Consider the following 26,638-nt stretch of genomic DNA (forward strand, 5'->3'; position numbering starts at 1 on the left):
CAGCGAGAATAATTTTTCTTAGACGTAGAAGATTTAAATTACTTTTAGCTTTTTACATGGTTTTTAAATTTAAAGGTTCGTATTCCCAACAAATGTAATCAGATCAAAATATATGGTAACTAGAAAGAATCTCCTATTTTAGGCGCATGGCTCGAATCTGCACTACAATGTCTCAATAATGAACCCGACAATACTTTATTAGCAATCTTCGAGTAAAGCCAAATAAATATATTTAATCTATATTTGTCTGAATTTATTAGCTTAAATGTCTCAACCTGCAAAATCATGAAAGTTCACAAATCAGCCATAATAGTACTTATATTGTTCTGCGCCATTGTCTCAAAACTTAATGCCTATAATCTTCGTCAGATATCAGACAAAGAAGGACTATCGAACAGCTCTATTCTTTCGATGTCTCAGGATACAGATGGGTTTATGTGGTTTGGCTCATGCGACGGACTAAACATATTCAACGGTATCAGCATTGATGTCTATAAACCGACTACCGACAATAATAATATATCGGGGAATCTTATAGAAAGCATCCTAGAAGCTGAAAACGGAATCTTTTGGGTTCATACAAATTACGGGCTAGACAGGTTCGATAAAAGAAAAAAGACGGTAGAGCATTTCGATAATTTTAATGGGAGATACTTTTTTTGTAAGAATACGGAGAATGACATATTCATTCTGACAGAAGACAACAAACTGTTTTATTATCATAGCCCATCAAAGACATTTAAAAAGCTGGATATAGGAGGTATAACATTTAACAATGTACTCTGCATCAATGTAGATACAAACAATATCCTATGGATATTCACAAATGATAAGAAGACCAAAAGTTATTCGATACAAAAATCGGATGCGGGAGATATTAAGCTGAATCCGATACAATTGTTCGAACATGAAAATAAGTTACAAGGCTGTTTCTCTGAAAAAAATGTTGTGTATTTCGTAGATGATACTTATACAATGTATGAGTATAATTTATCGGATAAAAAGAAATATTATATCGGAAATATAAAAAACGAAATACAGCACAAAGGAAAAATCTCTTCTATTATAAAATATCATAACGATTATTTTATCAGTTTCCAGACAGACGGGCTTATTCGTTTAAAAAATACTCCTGAAAAACAAATCAATTATGAGGTAGAAGATATCAACATTAAATGTGGTGTATTCTGCTTATTAAAAGATAAATATCAGGATATTATATGGATAGGAACTGACGGGCAAGGAGTATATATTTACTCGAATGATGCTTACTCTATAAAGTCAACCTTATTCAGCAGTTTTGCTAAAAATATTGCTAAACCAACAAGGGCTCTTTTCTTAGATAAAGAAAAAACGTTATGGGTAGGTACCAAAGGTGATGGAATTTTAAGAATACTTGATTATAATTTCAGTAAACAGATTGAAAATAATAAAACAGAGTACCTGACATCTGAAAACAGCCCTCTTTTTGACAATTCGGTTTACTCATTGGCTTCCAGTGCTAAAAATATCCTGTGGATAGGAAGCGAAGAGGGAATTAATTATTATTCGTATTCTGAAAAGAAGATAAAAACGATTTCGATACAGGACAAAGGTGCCAGTATACAATATGTTCACGATATTCTAGAACTGAACGACTCGGTATTATGGGTAGCAACTGTAGGTACGGGTGTTCTCAAAATAAATATATCATGGAAAAACGATACACCCGTTTTTGACAAGGTAGAAAGGTTTACAATAAAAGGGGGAGATCTTTACTCCAATTATTTTTTTACTATCTACAAAGAAAGCGATACATCTATATGGCTCGGCAATCGTGGTTCAGGTGCATTTAACCTAAATACAATAACATCGCAACTGACTTCGTTAGAATTTGATAAGAAATATAAAATCAGGACTCTTAACGATATATTTTCCATTATAAAAGACGATAAGGGTAATATGTGGTTCGGGACAAGCTATGGATTGATAAAGCACTCTCCCGGAAAAGAGGATATTGTGTATAACGAAAAGATCGGTTTTCCGAATAATACGATACATGGCATACTCAGCGATTCTCAACAAAACCTTTGGCTAAGTACCAATCAGGGAATAATAAAATTTAATACTGAAAATGAAACCTTTCTGACTTTTAATCAATTAAACGGATTAAAGGTTACCGAGTTTAGTGATGGTGCTTATTATAAGGATAATACTACGGGCAACCTTTTTATGGGGGGTATCAACGGCTTTGTTACTATTGCCGAAAATAACGCCCTCTCCGAAGAATATCTCCCTCCTATACATTTCAATAATCTCGGAATTTTCGGCAAGGAATATAATATTTTCGATTTTCTTCAATCGAATAAAGACCGGGATGAACTTGAGCTGAATTACAGCCAGAACTTTTTTTCGATTTCATTCGTTGCCATTGACTATCTGAATAACAATAATTATACTTATCTCTATAATTTAGATGGGTTAAGTGAGCATTGGATTGATAATGGAGCTTCCAATACAGTCTACTTCACGAATATAGCTCCTGGAGAATACACTTTACATGTAAAGTACAAAAATCGAGTTACAGGTCAGGAAAGCCCTGTATATTCTATTACAATCAAGATTACACCTCCTTGGTATATGTCATTCACGGCATATACATTATATACATTAGGTATCTTGCTTGCTTTGGTTTTCGGGTTAAGAGCATTCTTAGAGCGTAATCGAAGAAAAAGATTGCTGGCTATTGATAAGCTCAGGCAGGAACATCAGGCTGAAGTATATGAGTCGAAACTTCGTTTTTTCACCAATATTGCTCATGAGTTTTGTACTCCTCTTACGCTTATTTACGGTCCGTGTAATCGAATTCTGACATATAAGGGGGCTGATAAATATATAATCGAATATACACAGTTGATACAGCGGAATGCGCAACGTTTAAATGATCTTATTCAGGAGCTTATCGAGTTTAGACGCATAGAGACAGGTAATAGAAAACCTCAAATAGAATCTATTCAGATTACTGAATTTACTCAGGATATTGCCGATACATTCAATGATCTGGCAGAATCAAAAGGTGTTGTATACGAGAAAAACATACTGCCTTCTCTTAGCTGGAATTCCGATAAAGGATTTTTAATTACCATTATCGTAAATCTCATATCTAATGCTTTTAAATACACTGATAGAGAAGGAATTGTTACTGTATCTGTCTGCATCGAAAATGATTCTTTATGTATAGTGGTTGCCAATACGGGAAAAGGTATCAAAGAAGAAAATATAGATCAGGTATTTGACCGTTACAGTATTTTAGATGATTTTGAAAATCAGGATGAGAAAACTACGATTTCGAGAAACGGGCTGGGTTTGGCCATTTCATACAGTATGATAAAACTCCTTGACGGCGATATTAAAGTTCAGAGTAAACCGTTTGATAAAACTGAGTTTATTGTTAACCTACCTTTACTACAAGTAACCGATAGTAATACTAATAACTCATTACCAGCCATTAACATAAAAAAAGATTATGCCAACACATTGGAGTTACCTAAATATACATTCAACGAACTAAAACCAACCATTCTGATTATTGATGACGAAATAGAGATGCTCTGGTTTATAAGTGAAATATTTACTGCCGACTTTAATGTTATTTCTATAAACAAACCCTCTGAAACTCAACAAGTACTTAATGATATCCATCCCAATATCATTATTTGCGACATAATGATGCCCAAAGTAAATGGATTGGCTCTGACCAAAGAAATTAAATCGAATCCCAAGACGGCACATATTCCCATGATTCTGGTTTCTGCTAAATATCAGGTGGAGGAGCAAATCGAAGGTATTACTGCAGGAGCTGAAATGTATATTACTAAACCTTTCAACGTTGACTATCTCAAAGCATCAGTTAAACAACTAATAACCAAGAAAGAAACTCTCAAAGATTATTTCAGTTCTCCCATGAGTGCTTTTGACTTGGCAAATGGTAAATTAACGCATAAAGAACATCGGAAATTTATTCAAAAGATATTGGATATCATTAGTAATAATGTGACAAATAAAGAACTATCATCGAAACTAATTGCTGACGAATTAAATATGAGTACGCGTCACTTGTACCGAAAATTAAGTGATATCGGTACAAACAGTATTGCTGATATGATTCGTGAATACCGTTTGCATATAGCTAAAGATTTACTGCTGAATACAACGATGACTATCGATCAGATAATTTACAAATCGGGATATGCCAATAGAGGTCCTTTCTTCAAAGCTTTTGCCGAAAAATACGGATGTACCCCTAAAGAATTCAGAGATAAAATGAAATAACTTAAGGATAGCTATAAAAAAGAAGAGGAAACGAATATGTTTCCTCTTCTTTTTTATAGCTATCCAATATTTATGGATTTTGTGTTAATGGACCCGGATAGGCATTTATATCTGCTTGAGGTATAAAGTGTACCACCCTTAAATCTGTCGCAAGAATAGGAGTCATTGCATCATGCGGTCCCGGATAATTGCGAATCATTGCATTTCCATTGCGATATACGTCATAAGTTCGATGTGCTTCAAAAGCCAGTTCCAACTGGCGTTCTTCATCTATTAATTGGGCGGCATTCGTAGCATTTAGCGAGGTATATCCACCTCCAATTATAGATCTCTCCCGTATCTTATTAAGATTTGTCAGAGCACTGCCATAATCGCCTTTTTTAGCATATGCTTCTGCCATATTTAAATACAGTTCGGCTAATCTCGATATTATAGGTGAATGCAGGTGCGAGTCATTATCCTGCAACGAACATTTTATAATATAAAACATGGGATATACGCGGTTCAATAACATTAGGTACTCCTTTTCTCCGACATACGTTTTCCCCTGATAAACAATAGAATATTGGTTTTCAACGGAATTTACTAATGTTAAAGGATAGCTGTTACCTGCAATTTTAATGTATAACGATTTATCGGGATTAATCCTTAATGTATCCTGTATATAGCTATAACCCGTTTGCACACCCGAAGCATTTTTCAAATCAGCAATAAAACGAAAAGCAGGTATCTTTTCACCTTTAGTATCTTTTACATATTGAGGATCAATAAACGCCCAACGAGCATCGTTCTTTTGTCCGGCTTTCCTTAACAAATCAAGGTACTTTGCACTGGCATACATTTCACCCCATCCTTGGCCTTGAAGATTGGCATACATACCTCCAATTCCGTAATAATGATCGTATCCCGAAAATTCGGAAGCCAGCCTTTTAACTGCGAAAATAGTCTCGGTCTGCCCTGTTGCATCTGGAGCGAAAGTATTATACCTCATGAAATTCACCCTATCAAGCAATTGATACTTTCCACTATCTATTACTTTCTTTGCATATGCAATCGCCAAATCGGCATAGGTAGTATTAGCATTTTCATAAGTACCACTCATGTACAAATATATTCGTGACAACATAGCTTGTGCTGCCTCTTTTGTAGCATAAGACGCCGTACTTTTGAGGGTCATCAATTCTTCTCCTTTTTTCAAGTCACTAATAGCCTGTGCATACGTATCCTTTACACTCGATCTGTCAGGCAGATGTAAATTACTTACGTCTGCAGGTGTACCGTCTAATAAAATCGGAACTCCCAGATTTGTTTCGGGCGATTGATAATATGGGCGTCCAAAAACACGGCACAAATAGAAGTAGCACATACCTCTCAAATAATATACTTCGCCCAATTTCTGATCTTTTTCGGCACTAATACCTTCGTCCGATATCTTAATCAGATCACTAGCCTGAGATATAATCCTATAACTTGAATTCCAAAAGGTTGTAAGCCGTCCGTTGTCGGTTATATGTTGGTAAGAGATAAAAGGATAAAACGAATCGGTAGATGTCCCTCTTATCATTATATTATCCGCCGGATACTCTCCTACCCTGTGCATAACATCAGACCATGCTTTCAGTTCAGCATAGCATCCATTCACTAATATCTTAAAAGCTGCGTCTTTATCCGATTCTATCTTATCTTTTGTATATGCATTATCAGGAAATCTGTCTAAATCACAAGATGACAGGACCAATAAGCAAATTGCTGTAAATATTATATGTTTTAGTTTCATAAGTATTGTTTGTTTTAAAGTGTAACATTTATACCCAATACAAATCTACGGGTCTGAGGATATACCGATGTAGCCACCCCGGTTATAGTAGATGTTTCGGTTACTCCATTATATCTTGGAGGAATTTCAGGATCAACACCCGAAAAGTGTGTAATCGTAAATAAATTCTCACCCGAAACAAATATCTTCAAGTTCGATACATAACGAATTTTACCGGTCAGATTATAACCTAAAGTAAGGTTTCTCATTTTCAAATAAGTTCCGGTTTCAAGGAAACGGGATGAAACTTTATTGGAATTACTCGAATTATTATATTTTGCCAATGGATGAGTCGCAATATCTCCTTCTTTTTCCCAACGGCTCCATCCGCTATGAAGATTCATTTGATTACGGTCTGTGTAAGCCCCATCAGAATCAAACTCGGCACGGGCATAATTATAAATCTTACCTCCGACTGAATAGTTAAATATTGCTGACAAATCGAAGTTCTTATAAATAAGATTGGTTGCAAACCCTCCGAAAAAGTCCGGTGTATAAGCACCCATAGCAACCTGATCGGCTTCACTATACTTAGATGTCGTCACACGGTTACCATCTTTATCCGTTTTAAACCATAACGGGTTACCATTAGCAGGATCTACCCCAGCCCATTCTTTCAGGAACCAAGTATCTGCATCTTTTCCGGGCGTTATCAGCTTGGATGCCGATCCTGCAATATTCGATCCGTCTCCAACTATCATCTCTTGCTTTTGTCCGTATAGCTTAGTAATTTTATTTCTGTTGAAACCTATATTTGCATCTACACTCCAATACCATTCTTTATTTTTTATAATATCGACACCAATAGTTGCTTCAAAACCTTTATTTTGCAGTTCACCTTCATTTCGCCATATTCCTGTTACACCGATAACTCCCGGTAAGGGAACATAATACAACAGATCAGAAGTTTTTTTAGCATAATAGTCTAATGTTACATTTACTCTATTAAATAGAGATACATCAAGGCCCACACCTGTCACAAACGACTTTTCCCATGCTAAATCCGAATTGCCAAGTTGAGAAATAATAGCTCCCGGCTCTCCATTATAGCTAAGCGGTTTTTGATTTGAGCCACTACCTGTTGTAAGAGCATACAGAGCTAAATGAGGATAAAGAGCTGTAGGTCGGTTACCCACCGATCCATAACTAGCTCTTAGTTTCAGATTATTTACATAGTCCAGTTTAAAAAATTTCTCCCTATGAATATTCCATCCTCCACTTATCGAAAAGAAGGTTCCATATCTCTTATTTGCACCAAAATTAGAAGCACCATCCCGACGGATTGAAAACTGAGCCAGATATTTGTCATCAAACGAATAATTTATATTAGATAAATATGACTGTACAGCCCATGACGAACGCCAGCTTATTGCCTTTTCGGCTTTAGCAGCTACAGTTCCCACTTCGAAACCCGGAGCAAAGCCGGTAGACATACTTTCGGTATTTTTAGAATTAAATTCGTTCCACTCATAACCTGCAACCGCATTAATATAGTGTTTGTCAAATGCCTTATTGATACGAATCAGTTGATTTGTATACAACCTGTTATTTGAACGCATACCTTCGGTTATTCGACCATTCACAGACTCTCCTCCTGAGGAGCGTGGATCTTCGTACGATGTGGAGTTTTTCTGAAAAAACTTATAACTATTTACAGATGCAAAAGTCATCCAGTCGGTAATCTTAATATCAAAATCAAAATTACCCATTACTTCATAAGCCTCCGATTTAGCATAATTCCATTGCAAATCGTACAAATAATTCGAACCCGTTGTATTTACCCATGTTGGGTTAGGTGCATTTCCAACCAAGCTGCCATCCTTATTGTAAGGGCTATCCCAAGGCAAGTTACCATACATGGCTCCTACTGAATGTTCCTTATCGTGAACATCTTTTCGAGAACCCATTATCTGTGGTTTTATTGTTAAACGATCCGAAACCTTATATTCAACCTTTAACAGAGCATTATATCGGGTGTAGTCGTATCCTTTTATGGCTCCTGTCTCGTCATACACTCCTAAAGAAACATATGATCTCAGCTTTTCGTTACCGCCATTTACCGATACATTATAGTCTTGAGCAAAGCCTGTTTGGGTTGCATTGTCCCACCAATCGAAATTCTTATTCCTTAAATCGGGAGTCCACCACCAGTTATTTGAAAATGCTTCGGGATTAGAAAATGAATCATATAAATCGTAAAGCTCTTCACCATTCATTATCTTAAATCTACCCGTATTCAAATCTGTTGCAGCAAACTTAGCCAACACATTTACAGATGGTTTACCAATCTTACCTTTTTTAGTTGTTACCAAAATTACACCGTTAGCACCTTGCGAACCGTACACAGCAGTAGAAGCTGCATCTTTTAACACAGTTAATGTTTCTATATCATTCGGATTGATATCTGTAGCACTACTGCCCATAATCACACCATCAACTACCCAAAGAGGGTCGGTACTTCCATTAATAGTGCTTTTACCACGAATTACAATTTTTCCGGCCTCACCGGGTTGCCCTGATCCCGGGCTTACATATACTCCCGGAGATTTTCCGGTTAGCAGATTTTCGACTGCCGGAGTAGTTGCATCTAATAGCTGTTTACTGTCTAATGTCTGTAAAGCTCCGGTAAGACTCTCACGTCTAATTGTGTTATATCCAACAACTACTACTTCGTTTAGGGCTTGCGAGTCGTCTTCCAATGCTACATCAACTGACGAACGTGCTCTAACCGCTATTTCCTGTGTTTTATAACCCAGAAAGGAAAAGATAAGTACTGCATTGTTTGCATCAGGCACCGATAGTTTATAATTTCCGTCAAAGTCGGTAACAGTTCCAATAACCGATCCTTTAACTTTCACACTAACCCCAATCATTGGTTCTTTTTTGGAATCCGTCACTGTACCTGTAACTGTCGTTTGTGCTAATATGCTTCCCGTCGAAAGGAAAAACAATAGCATCAAAAAAGATACTTTAATAAAGTAACTCTTTGCAAAGTTTTTCTGTCTAATCATGTTTTTCATTGATAGATGGTTTAATAATACAAGATTGTGTTCTCTAAAATTGTTTTTTTTTAACAAAAAAAACTAAAAGACAAATATAGTAAGTTGCAGGTATGGTTTTGTGAAATTTATGTTAAAAAAGACATTAAGTTTAAAAAGTCTAACATCAAAAGAATATTATCTGACTTCATATAAGTCACATATTATTTTAATCCTGATTATAAAAAAGATCATTCAGACTAGGTTTTAAACCTTTTGTTTTTCGTATTTTTGTCTTAGTTCAAATAATTCGGGTGTCATCCCTTTTTAATATTTCGGTAAGGCTAACCATTGTCCGTTGCAATTCTGAAATACATCATTAACATTTTGCATACTTTAAATGAATATAATACAAGCCAACTCAAGCCATATACCTGAGATACAACAAATAGCCATTAAGTCATGGGAAGTAACTTATTCAGATATCTTATCTCAAGAGCAATTCGATTATATGATTGAGATGATGTACAACCATGCTGCTTTAAATAAGCAAATGGCTGAGCAAAAGCATCATTTTCTTTTGATTCAAGAGGAGTCTACATCTGATTATTCGGGATTTGTTTCTTATGAACTCAATTATAAAAATCAAGCTAAGACTAAGATACATAAGCTTTACCTGTTACCGGAATGCAAAGGCAAGGGTATGGGACGCCTGTTAATTGAAAAAGTTATATCATTAGCTCAATCTGCTGATAATAGCCATTTGTCTCTTAATATGAACAGAGACAATAAATCTCTAGGTTTTTACAAGCAAATGGGTTTTGAAATTGTAGGTGAAGAAGATATTAATATCGGAAACGGATATCTTATGGAGGATTATATTTTCGAAAAAAAAATATAAAACCTTTTATCTCCGATCTTAAATAAAGAAATAAACAAATAGGGCATTGGCCTAATAAAAAATAGAATAATGGAAAATAATATTTGCGTTTTATTCGACATGGATGGTGTAATGATCGACACCGAACCTCAATACGACGTATTCTGGAAACATGCCGGAGACAGATATAATACAGGAATCGCTAATTTCGAAAAAGTAATCAAAGGTACTACCTTACCTAATATCCTCAAGAAATACTTTTCTCACCTGACTCAAGAGGAATTGAATAATCTTTCGGATAACCTCGACAAGTTTGAGGCAAATATGAACTTCGAAGAAATAACGGGTTCTGTTAAGTTTGTCAAAGAATTAAAGGCTAAAGGTATAAAAGTCGGATTGGTTACCAGTTCGACCGACACTAAATTAATTGCTGTAAATAAAGCGAAACAATTCGATCAACTATTTGATACGGTAGTATCTGCTGCCCGTGTAACTGAAGGCAAACCTAATCCCAGATGTTTTTTACTGGCTGCCGAAGATTTAGGAGTTAAGCCTAAGGATTGCATCGTTTTTGAGGACTCGTTTGCAGGAATAGAAGCAGGGATAGCTGCCGGAATGAAGGTGATCGGTTTGGCAACAACCAACTCAGCAGATTCACTTAAAGATAAGTGTTGTAAAGTAATACCTGATTTTAAAAACTTCTCTGTCGAAGATTTATTGTCTATATAAACTCTAAGAATAACAGCTATAGGCTTTATTTAATTGAGCCTCTCTATAAAATAGAAGACGCCTTTGATTAACTCAAAGGCGTCTTCTATTTTAATAATACAAATATTTAATTTTGAAGTAACAGCAGTATCATCTAACGACAAATACTATATTCATATAGGCATCTAAATTAGCATTCCGAAGTACAGTATAACCCATAAGTCCATTAGCATCAATACTATTTATAGTCAACAGAGTGGGATCATAATAAGTTATATAATAATACAAATCGGTAGCAGCAGCGAAGCTAGGAATTGATGGCGATGCTCCGGGACTACTGTTTAAGGGGTTAGTAAACTGATCTTTATATATTTGATACAAATCTATCTGGGCACTACCAAGAACAGTAGTTTTGATATTAATAGAAGGCATATATAAAAACTTTCGGTTAAAGAGAGTTAGGCATGTCCAAGCAGGAGCAGCTTCCGACCCTAAATTCTGAGAGATACAATTTAGATCCGTATCATATACTAAAAGGCTATTAGCTGGATTTACAATTGCATTTTTCTCATTGGTTGTCATGGTAGGTAAAAGCAAGCCCTTATCATTATTAGATGCATTAATATCAAGTGCTGCACTTGAATCGGGGACTTCCGTATATATTCCTATTTGAGAATACACGGATAAATTGAGCCATAATAAAAAGAATACTATATATAATTGTTTCATAATCTGATCAGCATTAAATTATTCCGAACCTTATTGTTGTAAGTCCGAATTTAGTAACCTTGTTCGAACCATACGATTGGTCATAATACTGCAGTCCAAAATCCTCACCGAATATACGAGTGATTTCAATGGTGTATTATCCGATTTATAGGGTGTTACCGTGAGTGTATATGCTCCTACTGCAGAAAAAATGTGAGATTGCTGATAAATAGTAGTACCCAAAGTCACAGACTGCTCAATGGTAGGACTTCCATCTCCAAAATCCCATATCAATTTGACTGCATTTTCATCAGGTGTACCCGACATGGTTATTTCAACCGTATATTTTGCGGTATTTCCCATACAGGCAAATGATTGTCCTTTCACATCTGCTACAAAAAAAGCAGACATGAAATTAGGTAATCCAAAAGAGGCATTATTTATTAAATAATTGGGAAAAAAGCGTACATCTGCCGCAGCATAATCTTCCTCGGGATTCATAATGGCCACTATCTCTTTACGGCCTACTCTGACTCCATATATCCGACCATCGGCTGCTAGTTGCAAACTTGATACATATACGGTATCGGCAGGTATATATGTTGCACTATTTGTTGTATTTCGCAAATCATTCCACGTTATTTGTTGCAAAGGTGTACGATTAGTCGTTGGAGAATAATTTTCTCCGGTAATAAACAAATTTTTTCCGGAAGGAGAAAAATCAAAATTATACCAATTTGTAGAGGAAGAGGGACTTCGAAATCTCACATCAGAAGGTACTCCCGTCTTAGGATTAAATATACCACTTAGGATTCCTGTGCGGTTAATATTTGAGTCATCTATAGCGGTCGCAAATTTAGTTCCATCGGGTGAAACCTTAATATATCCGGCAAAATTACGGTAAAAAGTAATCCCCGGTGCTGTTGGTTGTATAGCAAATGGATAAATATTATGATTTACTATTCCTGTAGAGGTTATTTCCCAAACATGAATAACACAGCCCTCTGTAGCCGAAGTAGATAACCGGCGATGAATCAACCAGAAATTAGGACTATCTCTCTTACGTGTAGCTGTGATATTTTCGTCTGTAGGACCGGCTAACAACTCTACATTTTTAGTACTTGTTACAGCTCCGTTTCCTCCATTAAGAGAAATATCTACTATAGAATAAGTTATACCGGCAGGCTGTTCATTATTAATCACAGAGATTGCATAAAATAAACTATCGCTACCTGGTACAGGCACTATAATTCCCGATTGAGTAGAAGACGATCCTCCCAACATACCTGTTCCATTTGCCATAACTGCATTAAGCCGGTTATAAATAGTAACTCCATCTCCCGACATTAAAAGATTTCCATCAGAATCAGAAAGTGTAAACGACCCTTCACTTGTATTTAGAGGTCCTATAACAGGACTAGGCATATCGGGTGTTGAGAGGCCTTTTGATGAAATTACTGTTTGTAAATTATTGAAATTCAATCCCGAATTAGCACCAAAATACCACCAGTTTGCTTCTTTCTGAGCATATGTGGTGAAAGCAAAAACGAAGAATAGTATGGATATTATGATAGATTTCATGAGTCTCATTTGATTACAAATACAACATTCATAAAAGAATCATAGTCTGCTTCCTGCAATATGGTATATGATACCTTTCCATCAGTAGACATACTATTGATTTGTATTACCTGATTATCGTAATAGGTGATATAATAATATAAATCGGTTGCCGACTGAAAATAAGGGATAGTATTGGGAGCTCCTGCACTTTTAAAGAAGTGTGTCGGATCGGCTCCTGTAAATTGATTCTTATATTCGGTGTACAGATCAATAGTAAAAGTACCTTCTGTTGAAGCATCAATAGCAATGGAGGGCATATAAAAAAATGATGACTGATTGTCCTTAGCGGATAAGGGAACCCACGATGGTACAGCGGCTGTTCCGGCATTTTGATAAATACTCTTTAGAGAGCTATCGTAAACAAGTAAACCGGGTGCCGGATTAGCAATAGATAACCGCTGCGAACTGGTCATTCGAGGAATAAGGACACCTTGTGTAGTAGAAACAATATCTAATGCTGCGCTGGCATTAGGTGTAGTTGTATTAATACCAACCTGAGCATTGCATAGACTTATAGCAAGAAGGCTGAAGAGTAATAAAAGTATCTTTTTTGTCATCGTTGTCTTATATATAACTAAGTTTTATCGAATAGCAGGCACTAAACCGAAGCATATACTATAAAAGCACATAACTACCAGATTTAGTTTAATTTTTCAATGCATTTAAAAACACAAATCCTTTAATTATTGTTTAGGATTTAACAACATTTTATTACGAAAGATAGAAAATAACTGTAGTTCAAAAATAAAATCATATTACCTCTTTAAGATACACAAAAAAAAAAATCAAAACACACTTATACAGCAGCTTAACTCATCCACTCACACCTAAAACACAAAAAAGAAATTATGTATATTCAACACTATTTCTTTAAATGTTATTTTATAAAAAGTTAATAAATACCTAATATTTTAACAATCTGTCGTTCTGTTTGAGAGTACAAATATATAATATTTTTAATCAAGAATATATTACAAGAAATAAATTAATTATACTTATCCGGTACTATTTTAACAAAAATTCAGTAATAATTATACGATTATTCAGTTTATATAAAATAGAGAAAGTAAAAAAATGAAAATAGAAAAAGAACTTCTAGAAATAGCTCAAAAAATACGAGCTTTGTCACAAACCGGATTGGTTTATTCTGATAATGAATACGATACCGAACGCTATGAAGAATTACTTCATCTAAGCAATTCTATGACTGCACTCATTAGCGGTAACGAAGTGTCCGTTATTGAAGGATGCTTTCGGGTAGAGGACGACTATGTAACGCCCAAAGTAGATGTAAGAGCTGTTGTATTCAACGATAAAGATGAGATACTACTTGTACAGGAGAGAGCCGATGGCGGATGGGCTATCCCCGGAGGTTGGGCCGACGTAGGATATTCTCCTACAGAAGTAGCCGTAAAAGAGGTAAAAGAAGAAACAGGTCTGAATGTGGAACCGATACAATTATTGGCTGTATTGGATAAGAAGTGCCACAATCATCCCCCTGCTCCACATTATGCCTATAAAATATTTATACTTTGCAAATGGATTGATGGAGAGTTCACCTCTGCTTTTGATATTTTAGACAAGGGATTCTTCAAACAAAATGAACTTCCTCCGCTCTCGGAAGAAAGAACATTGAAAAGTCAAATTGACCTGATGTTTGAATATAAAAATAACCCCGACAAAAAAGCAATCGTTGATTAAGATCTCAGACCGAATCATTGCATAGCAGCTATCATTATTTCTCTTGCTTCTTTTGCTTGAGGTATATTAAAAAGCGGAAAAAGGTGAACCATATTTTCGTATTCATAAAAAGAAAGGTTTACTCCTTTTTCTTTGCAAATTTCACTGAATTTATGACAATCGGGATATAACAGATCGAGTGTGCCAACAATTAAAGTCATGGGCGAAGCATCGGTATAATCACCATAAATCGGACTGACTAATGGACTTTGCAAATCGCCCATCGAATAAACTTGTCCTGCATATTTAAGACCTTCACAATCGAGGCTTGGATCAATCGGTTGAAGTGTTTCTATTTCAGGATTTGCCATAGCAACGTCCATCCACGGACTAATCATTATCAGATGTTCCGGTTTTCGCAGGTTATGCTTAGTTATTAATTGTGATAATCCGAGAACTAAACTTGCACCTGCCGAATCTCCGACAACAAAGATGCGTCCCTTGTTTTTGCTTACTTCTTTATATAGGTTTAAAATAAAATCGTATATTTCTATATAGTCTGATTTAGGGATTAAAGGATAATCGGGTATAACAATCTTATAGCCTAACTTATCTGCAAAATAAGTAACTATCTCCCAATGAATCAGAGATAACCCACATGCAAAGCCTCCTCCATGCAAATAGTAGATTGTATCGGTAGTTATCTGGTCTTTTACGGATAGGGTGTACACTTTCGATCCGTCTATAATAACCGTTTCTATATCATATTTGTTGAAGAGTCGATTGGGGGGCGGAACACTGTCATAAAAAGCTCCTCCCTTATACATATCTGTTTCAAGATTAGCTATTAACTTTTTTGTTCCTAATTTCCATAAAGCAGCTTCCAGAGCATCACTCGTCATATCTATATTTTCTTTGATTAAACTACAAAAATAGAAAAAGTCCGACAATAAACATTTATTGTCGGACTATCTCCTTATTTATCTATATAAAGTGGATTAAATCTTACTTATTGAATTCAACTTTTCAAGAGCTTCCTTTCTCAAATTAATATCCACGCATTTAAGAATATCCAATTGGCTTGCTTCAGATACACTTGCAATAGGTGCGGTTACCGATGGACGAGCCAATAGCCAGGCTAATGCTATTTGAGCAGGGGTTGCTTCGTATTCTTTTGCAACTTCGTGCAAAACTGTCAGAATCTTTTGCCCTCTGTCGTTTATATATTTCGAAAGGGCATCTTTTCTTTTGCTTTGAGCAATATCTTCAATCGAATTGTATTTGCCTGTCAAAAAACCACTTGCTAACGAGTAGTAACTAACTACACCTAAGTGATATTCTTTTGCTAAATCCTCATATTCTGTTTCATATTGTTTACGATCATACAGATTATATTCGGGTTGCAGACATATATATTCAGGGAAATTATTTTTACGGCTTACTTCTATTGACTCACGAATACGGGCTGGAGTCATATTAGAGGTCGCTATATAACGTACTTTTCCTTCTTTCACCAATTGAGCATAAGCTTCGAGAGTTTCTTCTATAGGGGTCGACAGGTCGTCATAATGCGTAAAATACAAATCGATGTGATCGGTTTGGAGTCTTTTCAAAGACTCCTCAACTTCATTCAGAATATACGATTTCTTTAAACCACGGTGTGTTTCAGAGATTTGAGCTCCTACTTTTGTGGCAATTGTAAGCTGCTTTCTCTTTCCCGTTTTTTTCAGCCAATTACCGATAATGGTTTCTGACTCACCTCCTTTATTTCCGGGAAACCATACCGAATATATATCTGCCGTATCAATAAAATCGAACCCTGCATTTACATATTTATCTAATATTTCAAAAGAAGCTTTTTCATCAGCCGTCCATCCGAATACATTACATCCTAAAGCAAAAGGTATAACTTCTAAATCCGATTTTCCTATTTTTCTCTTTAACCCCATATTTAAATCTTTTAAGTATTACATCATTAAAAATCAATTGAGTTTAAAGCACATCACGCCAGTGTTTCAAATTACTTTTGGCAGTATCCCAAACTTCGTCTACTCGTCCTGAAAGAATCAGTTTTGTCATCGATTTGGCGAATCCTGTCATTTGAGATAATTCTAATTTTGGAGGCATTGCCAAAGCATTAGGATCTGTTTGCACTGATATCAAAACCGGACCCGCAATGGCAAAAGCTTCACGTAATGTTTCTTCAACCTTAGAAGGTTCATTAACTCTGAACGACTGCATTCCCATAGCTGTAGCTATTGCTGCAAAATCGGGATTAAACATATCGGTTTCATAATCGGGTAATCCTGCAACTTCCATTTCGAGCTTTACCATCCCTAACGATCTGTTATCAAAAACAACTAACTTAATAGGAAGCTTATACTGAACTATAGTAGCTAAATCACCCATCATCATAGAGAGACCTCCATCGCCGCAAAAAGCAATAATTTGCTGATCGGGACGGGCAAAAGCTGCCCCTATTGCCATAGGCATAGCATTAGCCATAGAACCATGACTGAATGAACCCAGCATTTCGCGCTCGCCTGTTGCTTGCAAATAACGGGCACCCCATACGCAACACATACCTGTATCTACGGTGAAGATAGCATCTTTATTGGCAATCTTATCAATTACTGTTGCCAAATATTCGGGAGCAATGGTGTCTTCGCTTCCCGACCGATTAGCAGCCCTTGCCAAGTGATCTTTCACTTTGGCATATACTTTAAGCTGTGTTTGTAAAAAGTCATCGTCCTTTTTCTCATTGATTAAAGGAAGCAAAGATTCCAGCGTATCTTTTACATCGCCACCTAAAGCCATATCGACTTTCGCACGGCGTCCGATACGTTCGGGGCGAACATCTACCTGAACAATCTTGCATTTTTCGGGCATGAAGGTTTGGTAAGGAAAATCAGTACCTAATAAGATCAACAAATCGGCATCGTGCATAGCTGCATAGGCAGATGGCAAACCCAACAAGCCGGTCATACCGACTTCATAAGGGTTATCGTATTGAACCGCCATCTTACCGCGAAAGCTATATCCGACCGGAGATTTAATCAAAGATGCTAATTTTACGACCTGATCGTGAGCCCCTTTTGCTCCGATACCACAATATATAGTAACTTTTTCGGTCGAATTTATTAATTCAGCCAAAGCTTTCAGCTCCGAATTTTGAGGACGATATATACCTTTCGATGGTAAAAGATTTGCAGTTGTCGGACCTTCTACGGCATCACCTGCAGCAATATCGCCGGGTAGCCCTAATACGGCAACCTCTTTTTTATGGATAGTGTGCTGTAAGGCTGCCTGCAGCATTCTCGAAAACTGAACGGGTGTGGTAGCAATTTGATTATAGCCACTACAATCGTCAAATAACTTTATGGTATTAGTTTCCTGAAAATAAGACATGCCAAACTCCGAAGTTGCACATGTTGATGCTATTGCCAATACCGAAGCGTTACTCCGATGGGCATCATACAATCCGTTTATTAAATGCACATGCCCAGGTCCGCTACTACCGGCACAACATCCGATGCCATTCAACTCAGCCTCAGCAAGAGCTGCGTAAGCTCCAACTTCTTCGTGACGGACATGCACCCATTTTACTGTATTATGAGTTCTTACTGCATCATTTACTTCATTCAAACTATCACCGGTTACGGCATAAATATGTTTTATACCTGCTTCGTAAATCGTTTCGATTAACTGGTCTGCTACTTTTCTTCCCATAATTTATTTTAAAATTTATATCATGCGTATGATACTATAAACAATCAAAAGTATGTTTTAGATAAACGGTCTCCGACTTTTTAACCTTTATTAATCCAACAAAAAAGTAGGCTATACCTTTATTTAGTGGAAAATAGTTCAGTATTCGTGAACATAGAAATTTCAAATTTCAAAGGATTTATTATCTTTGTCTGTATTAGCTCCTTGTCTAAGAATTTATTTTTGACAATAATTTTAACTGAATAAAATACATTAGCAACATGGCAATTAATTTAACAAAAGGACAGCGAATTGATATCGGTCTTTCTAAGGTAGGTGTTGGACTTGGATGGGATCCTAACGAAAGTACAGGATTTGATTTTGACTTGGACGCATCGGCTTTTATGTTAGGTGATAATAAGAAACTTCCTGCTGACGAATTTTTCGTATTCTACAATAATCCTAAATCACCGGATGGTTCGGTTGAATCCTCGGGCGACGATTTAACAGGAGGTAATAGTGACGGTGATGACGAAACTCTAACTGTAGACTTAACCCGTGTGGATCCTAAAGTACAGGAAATAGTGTTTACGGTAACCATTCACGATTACGAAACCCGCAAACAAAACTTCGGACAAGTACGTAATTCGTTTATTCGTATATACAATGCTCAGACTAATGAGGAAATTGCCAAATACGAATTGGATGAGGACTTCTCGATAGAAACAGCTGTGGAATTTGGTCGTTTATACAAACGCAACGGCGAATGGAAGTTCGAAGCTATGGGTATCGGATATAAAGGTGGCCTTGAATATTTCGTTAATAAATTTGCATAAATACAGCAAGCCAGTAACAGTGAGCAGTTAACTTTAAACAAACTGATAACTGACACCGGATAACTGTTAATTGATAACTGATAACTGATTATAATTATGGCTATAAATTTAGAAAAAGGACAACGCACCGAGGTGAAATTGCCGAAATTCGTTGTAGGTCTTGGATGGGATACCAATTCATCAAGTACAGGAGTCGATTTCGACTTAGATTGCTCGGTTTTTATCTTAGGTGATAATAAGAAGATTCTTTCTGACGAGTTTTTTGTATTCTATAATAACCTTAAATCACCCGATGGTTCTGTAGAGCATACAGGCGACAATCTTACCGGTGAAGGGGATGGAGATGACGAAACTATAAAAATCGATTTGTCGAAAATAGATGCTAAGGCGACTGAAATATGTTTCATCGTAACGATTCATGAGGCAGAAAGCCGCAAACAAAATTTCGGACAAGTTCGTAATTCATTCGTCAGAATATACAATCCTGAAAATAACGAAGAGCTTCTGAAATACGAATTAGAGGAAGATTTTTCGATAGAAACAGCTGTGGAATTTGGTCGTTTATACAAACGCAATGGCGAATGGAAATTCGAAGCTGTGGGTGTCGGTCAAAAAGGAGGTTTGGCAGATTATTTACAGAAATATAGCTAAGGTCTCTAACCCAACTTATTATTACTAACGAAACAGATTGTGTGTTTTAAGAAATTACACAATCGAAGCCTACAATAACTTATAAAATAACATTAATAAAATACAGCTATGGCAATTAATTTACAGAAAGGTCAACGTATAAATCTAGAGAAAAGTTCAGGAGCAAAACTGGTTCAGTTTTGTGTGGGTGTGAACTGGGGAGCAATCGAATATCAAGCTGAAGAAGGCGGTTTTCTTGGCTTCGGCAAAAAGACTGTAACCAAAAGCAAAGATGTAGACTTAGATTTGAGTTGTGTAATGTATGACGAAAATGGTAATTTGGTGGATCACCTGTATTCTCCATTATACAGACCCGAACTTCTTGCTCAATTCGGATTAAATGCCGGAAAGCTTGTTTCAATTACAGGAGCAATGCGTCACACTGGTGATGATCTTGAAGGAGATAAAGGTGGAGACGATGGTTTGGATAACGAAATTATCACTGTAGACCTTTCTAAATTAGGTACTAATGTACACCGTATTTTCTTCTTTCTGAACAGTGTGGGCGAAGAAGATTTCTCTCAGGTTCCTTATGCGAAAATAAGAATGTACGAAGGTACCCCTGTCAAAGTTGATAGCGTATATGCTGAATATAATGTAGTTTCTGAACCTCAATACAGAGGTAAAAAAGCTCTTATTATGGGTGAACTTTATAAAAAAGGTGACGATTGGAAGTTCAATGCGATTGGTGATGCATTCGAAGATGTATTCCTTGGACAAACCATCCAACGTATCACGCAAAACTATGCTAAATAATTTTTAAGCATAATATATTCCTATCCTTTTTGCTTTTTTGTAACTTTATCAAGATTACATTTGAGCAAAAAGGATTTTAAGGTCTAAGACCTTTTTGTTACTTTGGCAAGATTAAATACAACAAATAGTTATAATTGAAAATACAATATGGATACTACTAATAATAACATCCCGACTCCATCTCTTCAAAGAATAGACAATCAAGGAAATATAAATCTGGAGAATCTCGATCAAAATGAAATAAGCAGGTTATCAGAATTAAATAAAAGCTTAGTAGTAACCGATGTAAACTCAGTTCTAAACTATGGAGTCGATTTACAATCGACAATGGAAAAATACAGTAATGACTTTCTGAACTCGGTCAGAACATTTAATTCAGGTGAAGTTGGCACACATATAAGCGACCTTCTTACCGAACTGAATTATATAGATGTAGACGAGTTGAATCAGAGTGGATTCAAAGCTTTTCTGAGTAAAGTTCCATTATTGAAGAATTTAGTTGTTAACGTAAAGAGAATATTCCAGAAATACGACACTGTTATTTCGAATGTCGACAAGATATCAAATAAAATTAAAGCCGGTCGCATCAATTCATTGAAAGACAATACGGCTCTACAGACTATGTTCGACAACAATGTTGAATATATCAAACAAATAGAACAACTTATAATTGCAGGTCAATTGAAATTTCAGGAACTGCAAGTGAAATTGGCAGAGATGGAAGGTAATCCTGCTAACTACAAAGATTATGAGATTGCCGATCTTAGAGAATATATCATGCGTCTCGACAAACGTCTTGCCGACATGAAAATCATTCGCTATGTAATGATGCAATCGCTTGCACAAATACGTGTGGTTCAAAACAACAATACAGCCATAGCAGACAAAGCTCAATCGATTATTTCTACAACAATACCTGTTTGGAAAAATCAATTGACTATTGCCGTTGCGTTATACAGACAGAAAGCAAATGTGGAAATGCAACGTAAGGTAGCAGAAACCACTAACACTATATTAGAGAAGAATGCTGAACTACTTCGTCAAAACAGTATTGAGGTAGCTCGCGAAAATGAAAACACGGTAGTATCTATCGATACATTGAAAAAAACAACTCAATCGCTTATCAGCACATTAGACGAAGTGAAAAAGATTCACGAAGAAGGTATGCGTAACCGTCAGGTGTTAGATAAAGAATTGCAAACATTAGAAACAGAATTAAGAAAGAACGTTCAAGGAATTCGTTAAGGCAACAAACCTTATTTTATTTCTTGGAAAGGACCCCATTTATAAATGACCGATAACAGAACAGAGATATTAGATGCTTCGGATAAAATAATTCAGAGATTATATGACCTCATTACTTTCTTTGAGGATCAGACAATCATGAAAATTTATTTGCAAAGTCAGGTCATTCATAAACTTTTTGAGGAAAACCCCGACATGGATATTAATAAGCTTGAATTGTACCATATTCAATTTACAAGCACACTTATCGACCTTCTGGATAAAATCAGAAAGAAGAATGAGCGCATTGTAAATAGTATGGAAAATGAGATTGAGCTAAATAATGATATGATTGGCAAACTCAGACAGGCTATTACTCAGGAGGGGGGATTTGAGGCTGAGAAGTTACAACAAGCTCAACGCATCACCAGGTCTATCTATAATTTGCATAAGGCATTATCATCTCAGTCTTCAGAATATCCTTATACCGATAATATTAATGCCTTCAGTATTAAATATTACAAGGATTACTTCTTTGATGCTGATCCTCAATTGTTAGATTCATTAACATCCTATAATCATTCGGACGCTTATAGAAACACATTCGGGGTTATAAATAAAAAACTATTGACAGCTCTTGTAAAAGAAAGTTATAAAGTACAGTTTTGTTTCGGTATAAGAATCAATAATACATTGATGGAGATTTATAAGATACAGAACGAGGAGAGTTACTTTTCGTTTCAACCCACTAGAAATAATTTTCTCCCTTGCGATATAAACGTATTCCCATACAAGGAATGGGAAAGCGAATCATCTAAGAAGGAACGATCGATAAAGGAACTTATGCAGAAAAATCTTCAGCTGGAAAGAGATATCAAATTCAATCTGAGACATATCGATTCTGATATTAATTTGCTTTTAGGCGAGAATCTGAAAAGGATAACTGAGCTTGATTTTCTGGCAGACCTAGAGAATATTGATATTCAAGCCAATACGCTTCGAACGATGATCGAAACAAAAATGATATGACAACCGATACATTACCAAGCCGGCGAACAATTCGATTACAGGGATATGATTATTCCTCATCGGGAATGTATTTTGTTACCATATGTACACAAGATAGAATATGTTTATTTGGTGAGGTTATCGGAAAAACTGTAGGGGCTGGGCTCTGCCTTGCCCTCAATGATTATTATATTAAGTTATCTCAATATGGTGAGATTATCGAAGAACAATGGATATCATTGCCTAACCTTTTTCCTAATATTATTTTACATGAATATGTCATTATGCCCAACCATTTTCATGCAATAATAGAAATAGATACATGGGCAGGGCAGAGCCCAGCCCCTACACTCGGCAACATAATAGGTTCGTTTAAATCTATTTCTACAAAAAAATGTAATAAAATGGATAATATATCCGGACAAAAAATCTGGCAACGCAATTATTACGAACATATTATCAGAAACGAAAAATCATATAATAATATTACCGATTATATAGCCAATAATCCTATAAATTGGCAATCGGACGATTACTATATAAATAAAACCATATGAGACGACTTCCTGTATATTTGCTTCTGGATACTTCTGCCTCTATGAAAGGTCAGCCTATCGAAGCCTTAAGAAAAGGTATCGATACCATGATAAAGGCATTGCGTAAAAATCCACAAGCGATAGAAAGCGTATATATAAGTATTATTACATTCAGTAATACGGCACAGGTATTGGTACCATTAACTGATCTGGGATCATTTCAGATGAGTGAATTGCAAGCTACGGGACAAACTGCTCTTGGGGCTGCCCTTAGATTGGTTACAGACAGAATAAATTCGGAAATCAAAAAAAATACAATGGAAGAAAAAGGTGACTGGAAACCTATTGTATTTATTATGACGGATGGAGTTCCGATTGATGACTGGAAAAAAGGAGCTGATTATTTTTCGACCTGTAAAACTGCGTATACTGTTGCTTGTGCAGCAGGAAGCCATGCTGACACTTCTACATTGAAGCAAATAACCCCTCATGTTATCAGTCTAGAGAAAGCCGATGAAGACAGTATGTCTCGTTTTTTCCTGTGGATGTCATCTTCTATCGGAACAACTTCGCTGAAAGTCGAAACAAATGGAGATACTCTTGGCATATCGAGCTTGGATGAACTGCCCCCTCCTCCACCCGATATCAATATTCTTTAAAGTCACATATTTTTCTATATTGCTTTTGAAGATATAAAGCGGGGGTAGCTATCTTTTATAAAATATTGAAATAAATAGTTGAAATTACTTGAGACAAACATAAAACCTAAATAACATGAGAAGATTACCTGTTTACTTAGTTTTAGATACATCGGGATCGATGCACGGTGAGCCTATTGAAGCGGTAAAGAATGGCGTACAAGTTCTGATCTCAACCTTACGTCAAGACCCATACGCTTTAGAAACTGCTTATTTGAGTATAATCACTTTTGATTCTTCGGTAAAACAAATAGTTCCATTGACCGAATTGTCGATGTTTCAGATGCCTGACCTTAAAGCTAACGGAACAACAGTTTTAGGAGAAGCTTTAGGCGTATTGTCTAAAACAATAGATAAAGAAGTTGAAAAAACAACAGTCAAACAAAAAGGTGATTGGAAACCTCTCGTATTTATTATGACAGATGGTGCTCCAACCGACGACTGGCAAAAAGGACTGAACGAATTCAAAAAGCAGAAATATGGTATGGTTATAGCTTGTGCTGCCGGTCAGAATGCAAACACTTCCATACTAAAACAAATTACAGAAACAGTAGTACAATTAGATAATACCGATAGTGCAACCATTAAAGCATTTTTCAAATGGGTATCAGCATCTATAAGCTTCGGTAGTCAGAAAATAGAATCAGGCGGACAGGAAATCTCAGGTTTGAGCGAATTGCCTCCTCCACCTCCTGAAGTAAATATTGTATTATAATAGTTACACTAACATAAGATATAAATAGATATGAGAAGATTACCTGTATATTTATTATTAGATACATCGGGATCGATGCGTGGTGAACCCATCGAGTCGGTAAAAGTAGGGCTGGAATCTATGGTTTCGAGCCTTAGACAAGATCCTTTTGCTCTTGAATCGGTTTTTATGAGCATCATTACTTTCGACAGAGAAGTAAAGCAAATACTTCCTCTAACCGAGTTGGAAAATCTGCAACTACCCGAAATAGTTACACCGGAGTCGGGACCAACACATCTGGGTGAGGCTCTTGAAATGCTATGCAAAAAAGTTGATGCGGAAGTAAAACTCAGCACTTCGGACGAAAAAGGTGACTGGATGCCTCTACTATTTATTATGACAGATGGTAAGCCTTCCGATTTGCAGAAATACAACCAGATGATACCTGAAGTAAAGAAACGCAATTTTGCAAGTATCATAGCTTGTGCTGCCGGAGTAAAAGCAGATACACAGCCATTATTGGCTCTTACCAATCAGGTATATTCTTTAGATACAACCGACAGTTCAACATTCCGTCAGTTTTTCAAATGGGTATCGGCTTCGGTAAGTGTTGGAAACAGAAGCGTTGGAACAAGTAATGACATAGCATTGCCACCTCCACCTCCCGAAATACATACTGTTATTTAATTATTTTTTCAAACCAAGCACACCTATGAGACGACTACCTATATACTTTTTAATTGATGTTTCCGAATCGATGATCGGAGAACCTCTTCAGCATGTACAATCGGGTATGGAAGCCATTATAAAAGAGCTTCGCACCGATCCGTATGCATTGGAAACCGTTTGTATTTCCATTATTGCTTTTGCGGGCAAAGCTAAAAAGCTCAATTCAATGGAGGAATTGTATAATTTCTATCCTCCTAAATTACCGATTGGAGGTGGTACCTCGCTTGGTAACGCAATGAGTTTTCTGATGAATGATATGGATCTTTCGATAAGAAAAACGACATTGGAAGCCAAAGGTGACTGGAAGCCCATTGTATTTTTATTTACAGATGGAGCACCGACCGATTTCACGGATACAGCCTTTAGCAAATGGAACGAGAAGTTTCGAAAAGGAGCCAACTTAATAGCAATCTCCATAGGTGATAATATGGATACCAGAATATTGACTCAGATTACGGATAATGTTCTTCAATTAAAAGATACAGACGAAGTTTCATTTAAGGAATTCTTTAAATGGGTTACTGCCTCTATCAAAACAACCAGTATGAGTATCAGCGATCTGAGCAGCGATGACTTAAAGCTTGCTCCTTTCTCGGATGATATACTCAACAAAATAGAGATGGAGATGAATGCTCCCATAAAGGTAGATGAAAATTTTGCCGTTATATTAGGTAAATGTCAAAAGACATCACAACCTTATCTTCTGAAATATCAAAAAAGATTAGCCTCTAATGATTTTTCTCATCTAACCAGATTGGGAGGTCATAAATTTAAATTTGTAGGAGCTTACCCTATTGATAATTCGTACTTCGATATGGTAGACGGTTATGCAAATGGCAGCTTAAGCGGAAGCAAAATAAGTACGGATGAGCTGATTGGATTTCCATCTTGCCCTTGTTGCAGTAATCATATTGCCATAGGGCTTTGTATGTGCGGAAGTATCATGTGTGTAGGTGATGAACCGATGAGCCATTGTCCATGGTGTGGAATTCAGGTTTCATTTAAAGGCTCAGACGGAGGAATGGATATAGGACGCACCAGAGGTTAAGAAATAT

22 protein-coding genes are annotated in these 26,638 nt (G+C 36.3%); 14 read left to right on the forward strand and 8 right to left on the reverse strand.

What is annotated here, in order from left to right; genetic code table 11:
• Positions 1-285: 285 nt before the first annotated feature.
• Positions 286-4,311 (forward strand): hybrid sensor histidine kinase/response regulator transcription factor, encoded by a 4,026-nt coding sequence (locus G7050_RS01535; RefSeq protein WP_166110187.1) that lies wholly within the window; start codon positions 286-288, stop codon positions 4,309-4,311.
• Positions 4,312-4,381: 70 nt separating this feature from the next.
• On the opposite strand, the gene G7050_RS01540 is transcribed toward G7050_RS01535, so the two are convergent.
• Positions 4,382-6,088, reverse strand: a complete 1,707-nt coding sequence (locus G7050_RS01540) for a RagB/SusD family nutrient uptake outer membrane protein (protein ID WP_166110190.1) — start codon at positions 6,086-6,088, stop codon at positions 4,382-4,384.
• A 14-nt stretch (positions 6,089-6,102) separates the two neighbouring features.
• Positions 6,103-9,147, reverse strand: a complete 3,045-nt coding sequence (locus G7050_RS01545) for a TonB-dependent receptor (RefSeq protein WP_166110193.1) — start codon at positions 9,145-9,147, stop codon at positions 6,103-6,105.
• A gap of 358 nt (positions 9,148-9,505) precedes the next feature.
• Here G7050_RS01545 and G7050_RS01550 point away from each other — a divergent pair, with 358 nt between their 5' ends.
• Positions 9,506-10,006: a GNAT family N-acetyltransferase gene (locus tag G7050_RS01550; RefSeq protein WP_166110196.1), complete on the forward strand. Its 501-nt coding sequence runs from the start codon at positions 9,506-9,508 to the stop codon at positions 10,004-10,006.
• Between the two features lie 69 nt (positions 10,007-10,075).
• The gene (locus G7050_RS01555) at positions 10,076-10,714 is read left to right on the forward strand and encodes an HAD family phosphatase (protein ID WP_166110199.1); all 639 of its coding nucleotides are present in this window, start codon (positions 10,076-10,078) and stop codon (positions 10,712-10,714) included.
• Positions 10,715-10,843: 129 nt separating this feature from the next.
• Here G7050_RS01555 and G7050_RS01560 read toward each other — a convergent pair whose 3' ends face one another.
• From G7050_RS01560 to G7050_RS01570, 3 genes are read right to left on the reverse strand one after another with little or no spacing between them, the layout of a single operon-like run.
• Positions 10,844-11,422: a hypothetical protein gene (locus G7050_RS01560; RefSeq protein WP_166110202.1), complete on the reverse strand. Its 579-nt coding sequence runs from the start codon at positions 11,420-11,422 to the stop codon at positions 10,844-10,846.
• 30 nt (positions 11,423-11,452) lie between these two features.
• The gene (locus G7050_RS01565; protein ID WP_166110205.1) at positions 11,453-12,982 is read right to left on the reverse strand and encodes a PKD domain-containing protein; all 1,530 of its coding nucleotides are present in this window, start codon (positions 12,980-12,982) and stop codon (positions 11,453-11,455) included.
• Positions 12,983-12,987: 5 nt separating this feature from the next.
• On the reverse strand, positions 12,988-13,581 hold the full coding sequence (locus G7050_RS01570; RefSeq protein WP_166110209.1) for a hypothetical protein: 594 nt from the start codon (positions 13,579-13,581) through the stop codon (positions 12,988-12,990).
• A gap of 517 nt (positions 13,582-14,098) precedes the next feature.
• Between G7050_RS01570 and G7050_RS01575 the strand changes: the two genes are divergently transcribed.
• A complete protein-coding gene (locus G7050_RS01575; RefSeq protein WP_166110213.1) occupies positions 14,099-14,725 on the forward strand; it encodes an NUDIX hydrolase N-terminal domain-containing protein in 627 nt (208 codons plus the stop codon).
• A 14-nt stretch (positions 14,726-14,739) separates the two neighbouring features.
• Here the strand turns inward: G7050_RS01575 and G7050_RS01580 are convergent, their stop codons facing one another.
• From G7050_RS01580 to G7050_RS01590, 3 genes are all read right to left on the reverse strand, one after another.
• A complete protein-coding gene (locus G7050_RS01580) occupies positions 14,740-15,606 on the reverse strand; it encodes an alpha/beta hydrolase (RefSeq protein ID WP_166110216.1) in 867 nt (288 codons plus the stop codon).
• 96 nt (positions 15,607-15,702) lie between these two features.
• Positions 15,703-16,653, reverse strand: coding sequence for an aldo/keto reductase (locus G7050_RS01585; RefSeq protein ID WP_166110219.1), 951 nt, complete (start codon positions 16,651-16,653; stop codon positions 15,703-15,705).
• A 43-nt stretch (positions 16,654-16,696) separates the two neighbouring features.
• A complete protein-coding gene (locus tag G7050_RS01590; protein WP_166110222.1) occupies positions 16,697-18,433 on the reverse strand; it encodes a thiamine pyrophosphate-dependent enzyme in 1,737 nt (578 codons plus the stop codon).
• A 260-nt stretch (positions 18,434-18,693) separates the two neighbouring features.
• Between G7050_RS01590 and G7050_RS01595 the strand changes: the two genes are divergently transcribed.
• The 10 genes from G7050_RS01595 (at position 18,694) to G7050_RS01640 (ending at position 26,631) form a co-directional block, all read left to right on the forward strand.
• Positions 18,694-19,248: a TerD family protein gene (locus G7050_RS01595; RefSeq protein WP_166110225.1), complete on the forward strand. Its 555-nt coding sequence runs from the start codon at positions 18,694-18,696 to the stop codon at positions 19,246-19,248.
• Between the two features lie 96 nt (positions 19,249-19,344).
• Positions 19,345-19,899, forward strand: coding sequence for a TerD family protein (locus tag G7050_RS01600; RefSeq protein ID WP_166110228.1), 555 nt, complete (start codon positions 19,345-19,347; stop codon positions 19,897-19,899).
• A gap of 108 nt (positions 19,900-20,007) precedes the next feature.
• On the forward strand, positions 20,008-20,694 hold the full coding sequence (locus G7050_RS01605; RefSeq protein WP_166110231.1) for a TerD family protein: 687 nt from the start codon (positions 20,008-20,010) through the stop codon (positions 20,692-20,694).
• 147 nt (positions 20,695-20,841) lie between these two features.
• Positions 20,842-21,939, forward strand: a complete 1,098-nt coding sequence (locus tag G7050_RS01610; protein WP_166110234.1) for a toxic anion resistance protein — start codon at positions 20,842-20,844, stop codon at positions 21,937-21,939.
• A 45-nt stretch (positions 21,940-21,984) separates the two neighbouring features.
• A complete protein-coding gene (locus G7050_RS01615) occupies positions 21,985-22,947 on the forward strand; it encodes a hypothetical protein (RefSeq protein ID WP_166110237.1) in 963 nt (320 codons plus the stop codon).
• A complete protein-coding gene (locus tag G7050_RS01620; RefSeq protein ID WP_166110240.1) occupies positions 22,944-23,483 on the forward strand; it encodes a transposase in 540 nt (179 codons plus the stop codon). Before G7050_RS01615 ends, G7050_RS01620 begins: the two co-directional genes overlap by 4 nt.
• Positions 23,480-24,121 (forward strand): VWA domain-containing protein, encoded by a 642-nt coding sequence (locus tag G7050_RS01625; RefSeq protein ID WP_166110243.1) that lies wholly within the window; start codon positions 23,480-23,482, stop codon positions 24,119-24,121. Before G7050_RS01620 ends, G7050_RS01625 begins: the two co-directional genes overlap by 4 nt.
• 115 nt (positions 24,122-24,236) lie before the next feature.
• Positions 24,237-24,875 carry a VWA domain-containing protein gene (locus tag G7050_RS01630; protein ID WP_166110246.1) on the forward strand — a complete coding sequence of 213 codons (639 nt, stop codon included), beginning with the start codon at positions 24,237-24,239 and terminating at the stop codon, positions 24,873-24,875.
• A gap of 30 nt (positions 24,876-24,905) precedes the next feature.
• A complete protein-coding gene (locus G7050_RS01635; protein WP_166110249.1) occupies positions 24,906-25,541 on the forward strand; it encodes a VWA domain-containing protein in 636 nt (211 codons plus the stop codon).
• Between the two features lie 25 nt (positions 25,542-25,566).
• Entirely contained in the window at positions 25,567-26,631 is a 1,065-nt protein-coding gene (locus G7050_RS01640; RefSeq protein ID WP_166110252.1) for a TerY-C metal binding domain-containing protein, read from the forward strand.
• Positions 26,632-26,638: the final 7 nt, after the last annotated feature.

Source organism: Dysgonomonas sp. HDW5A, from assembly GCF_011299555.1.
Taxonomy (GTDB): domain Bacteria; phylum Bacteroidota; class Bacteroidia; order Bacteroidales; family Dysgonomonadaceae; genus Dysgonomonas_A.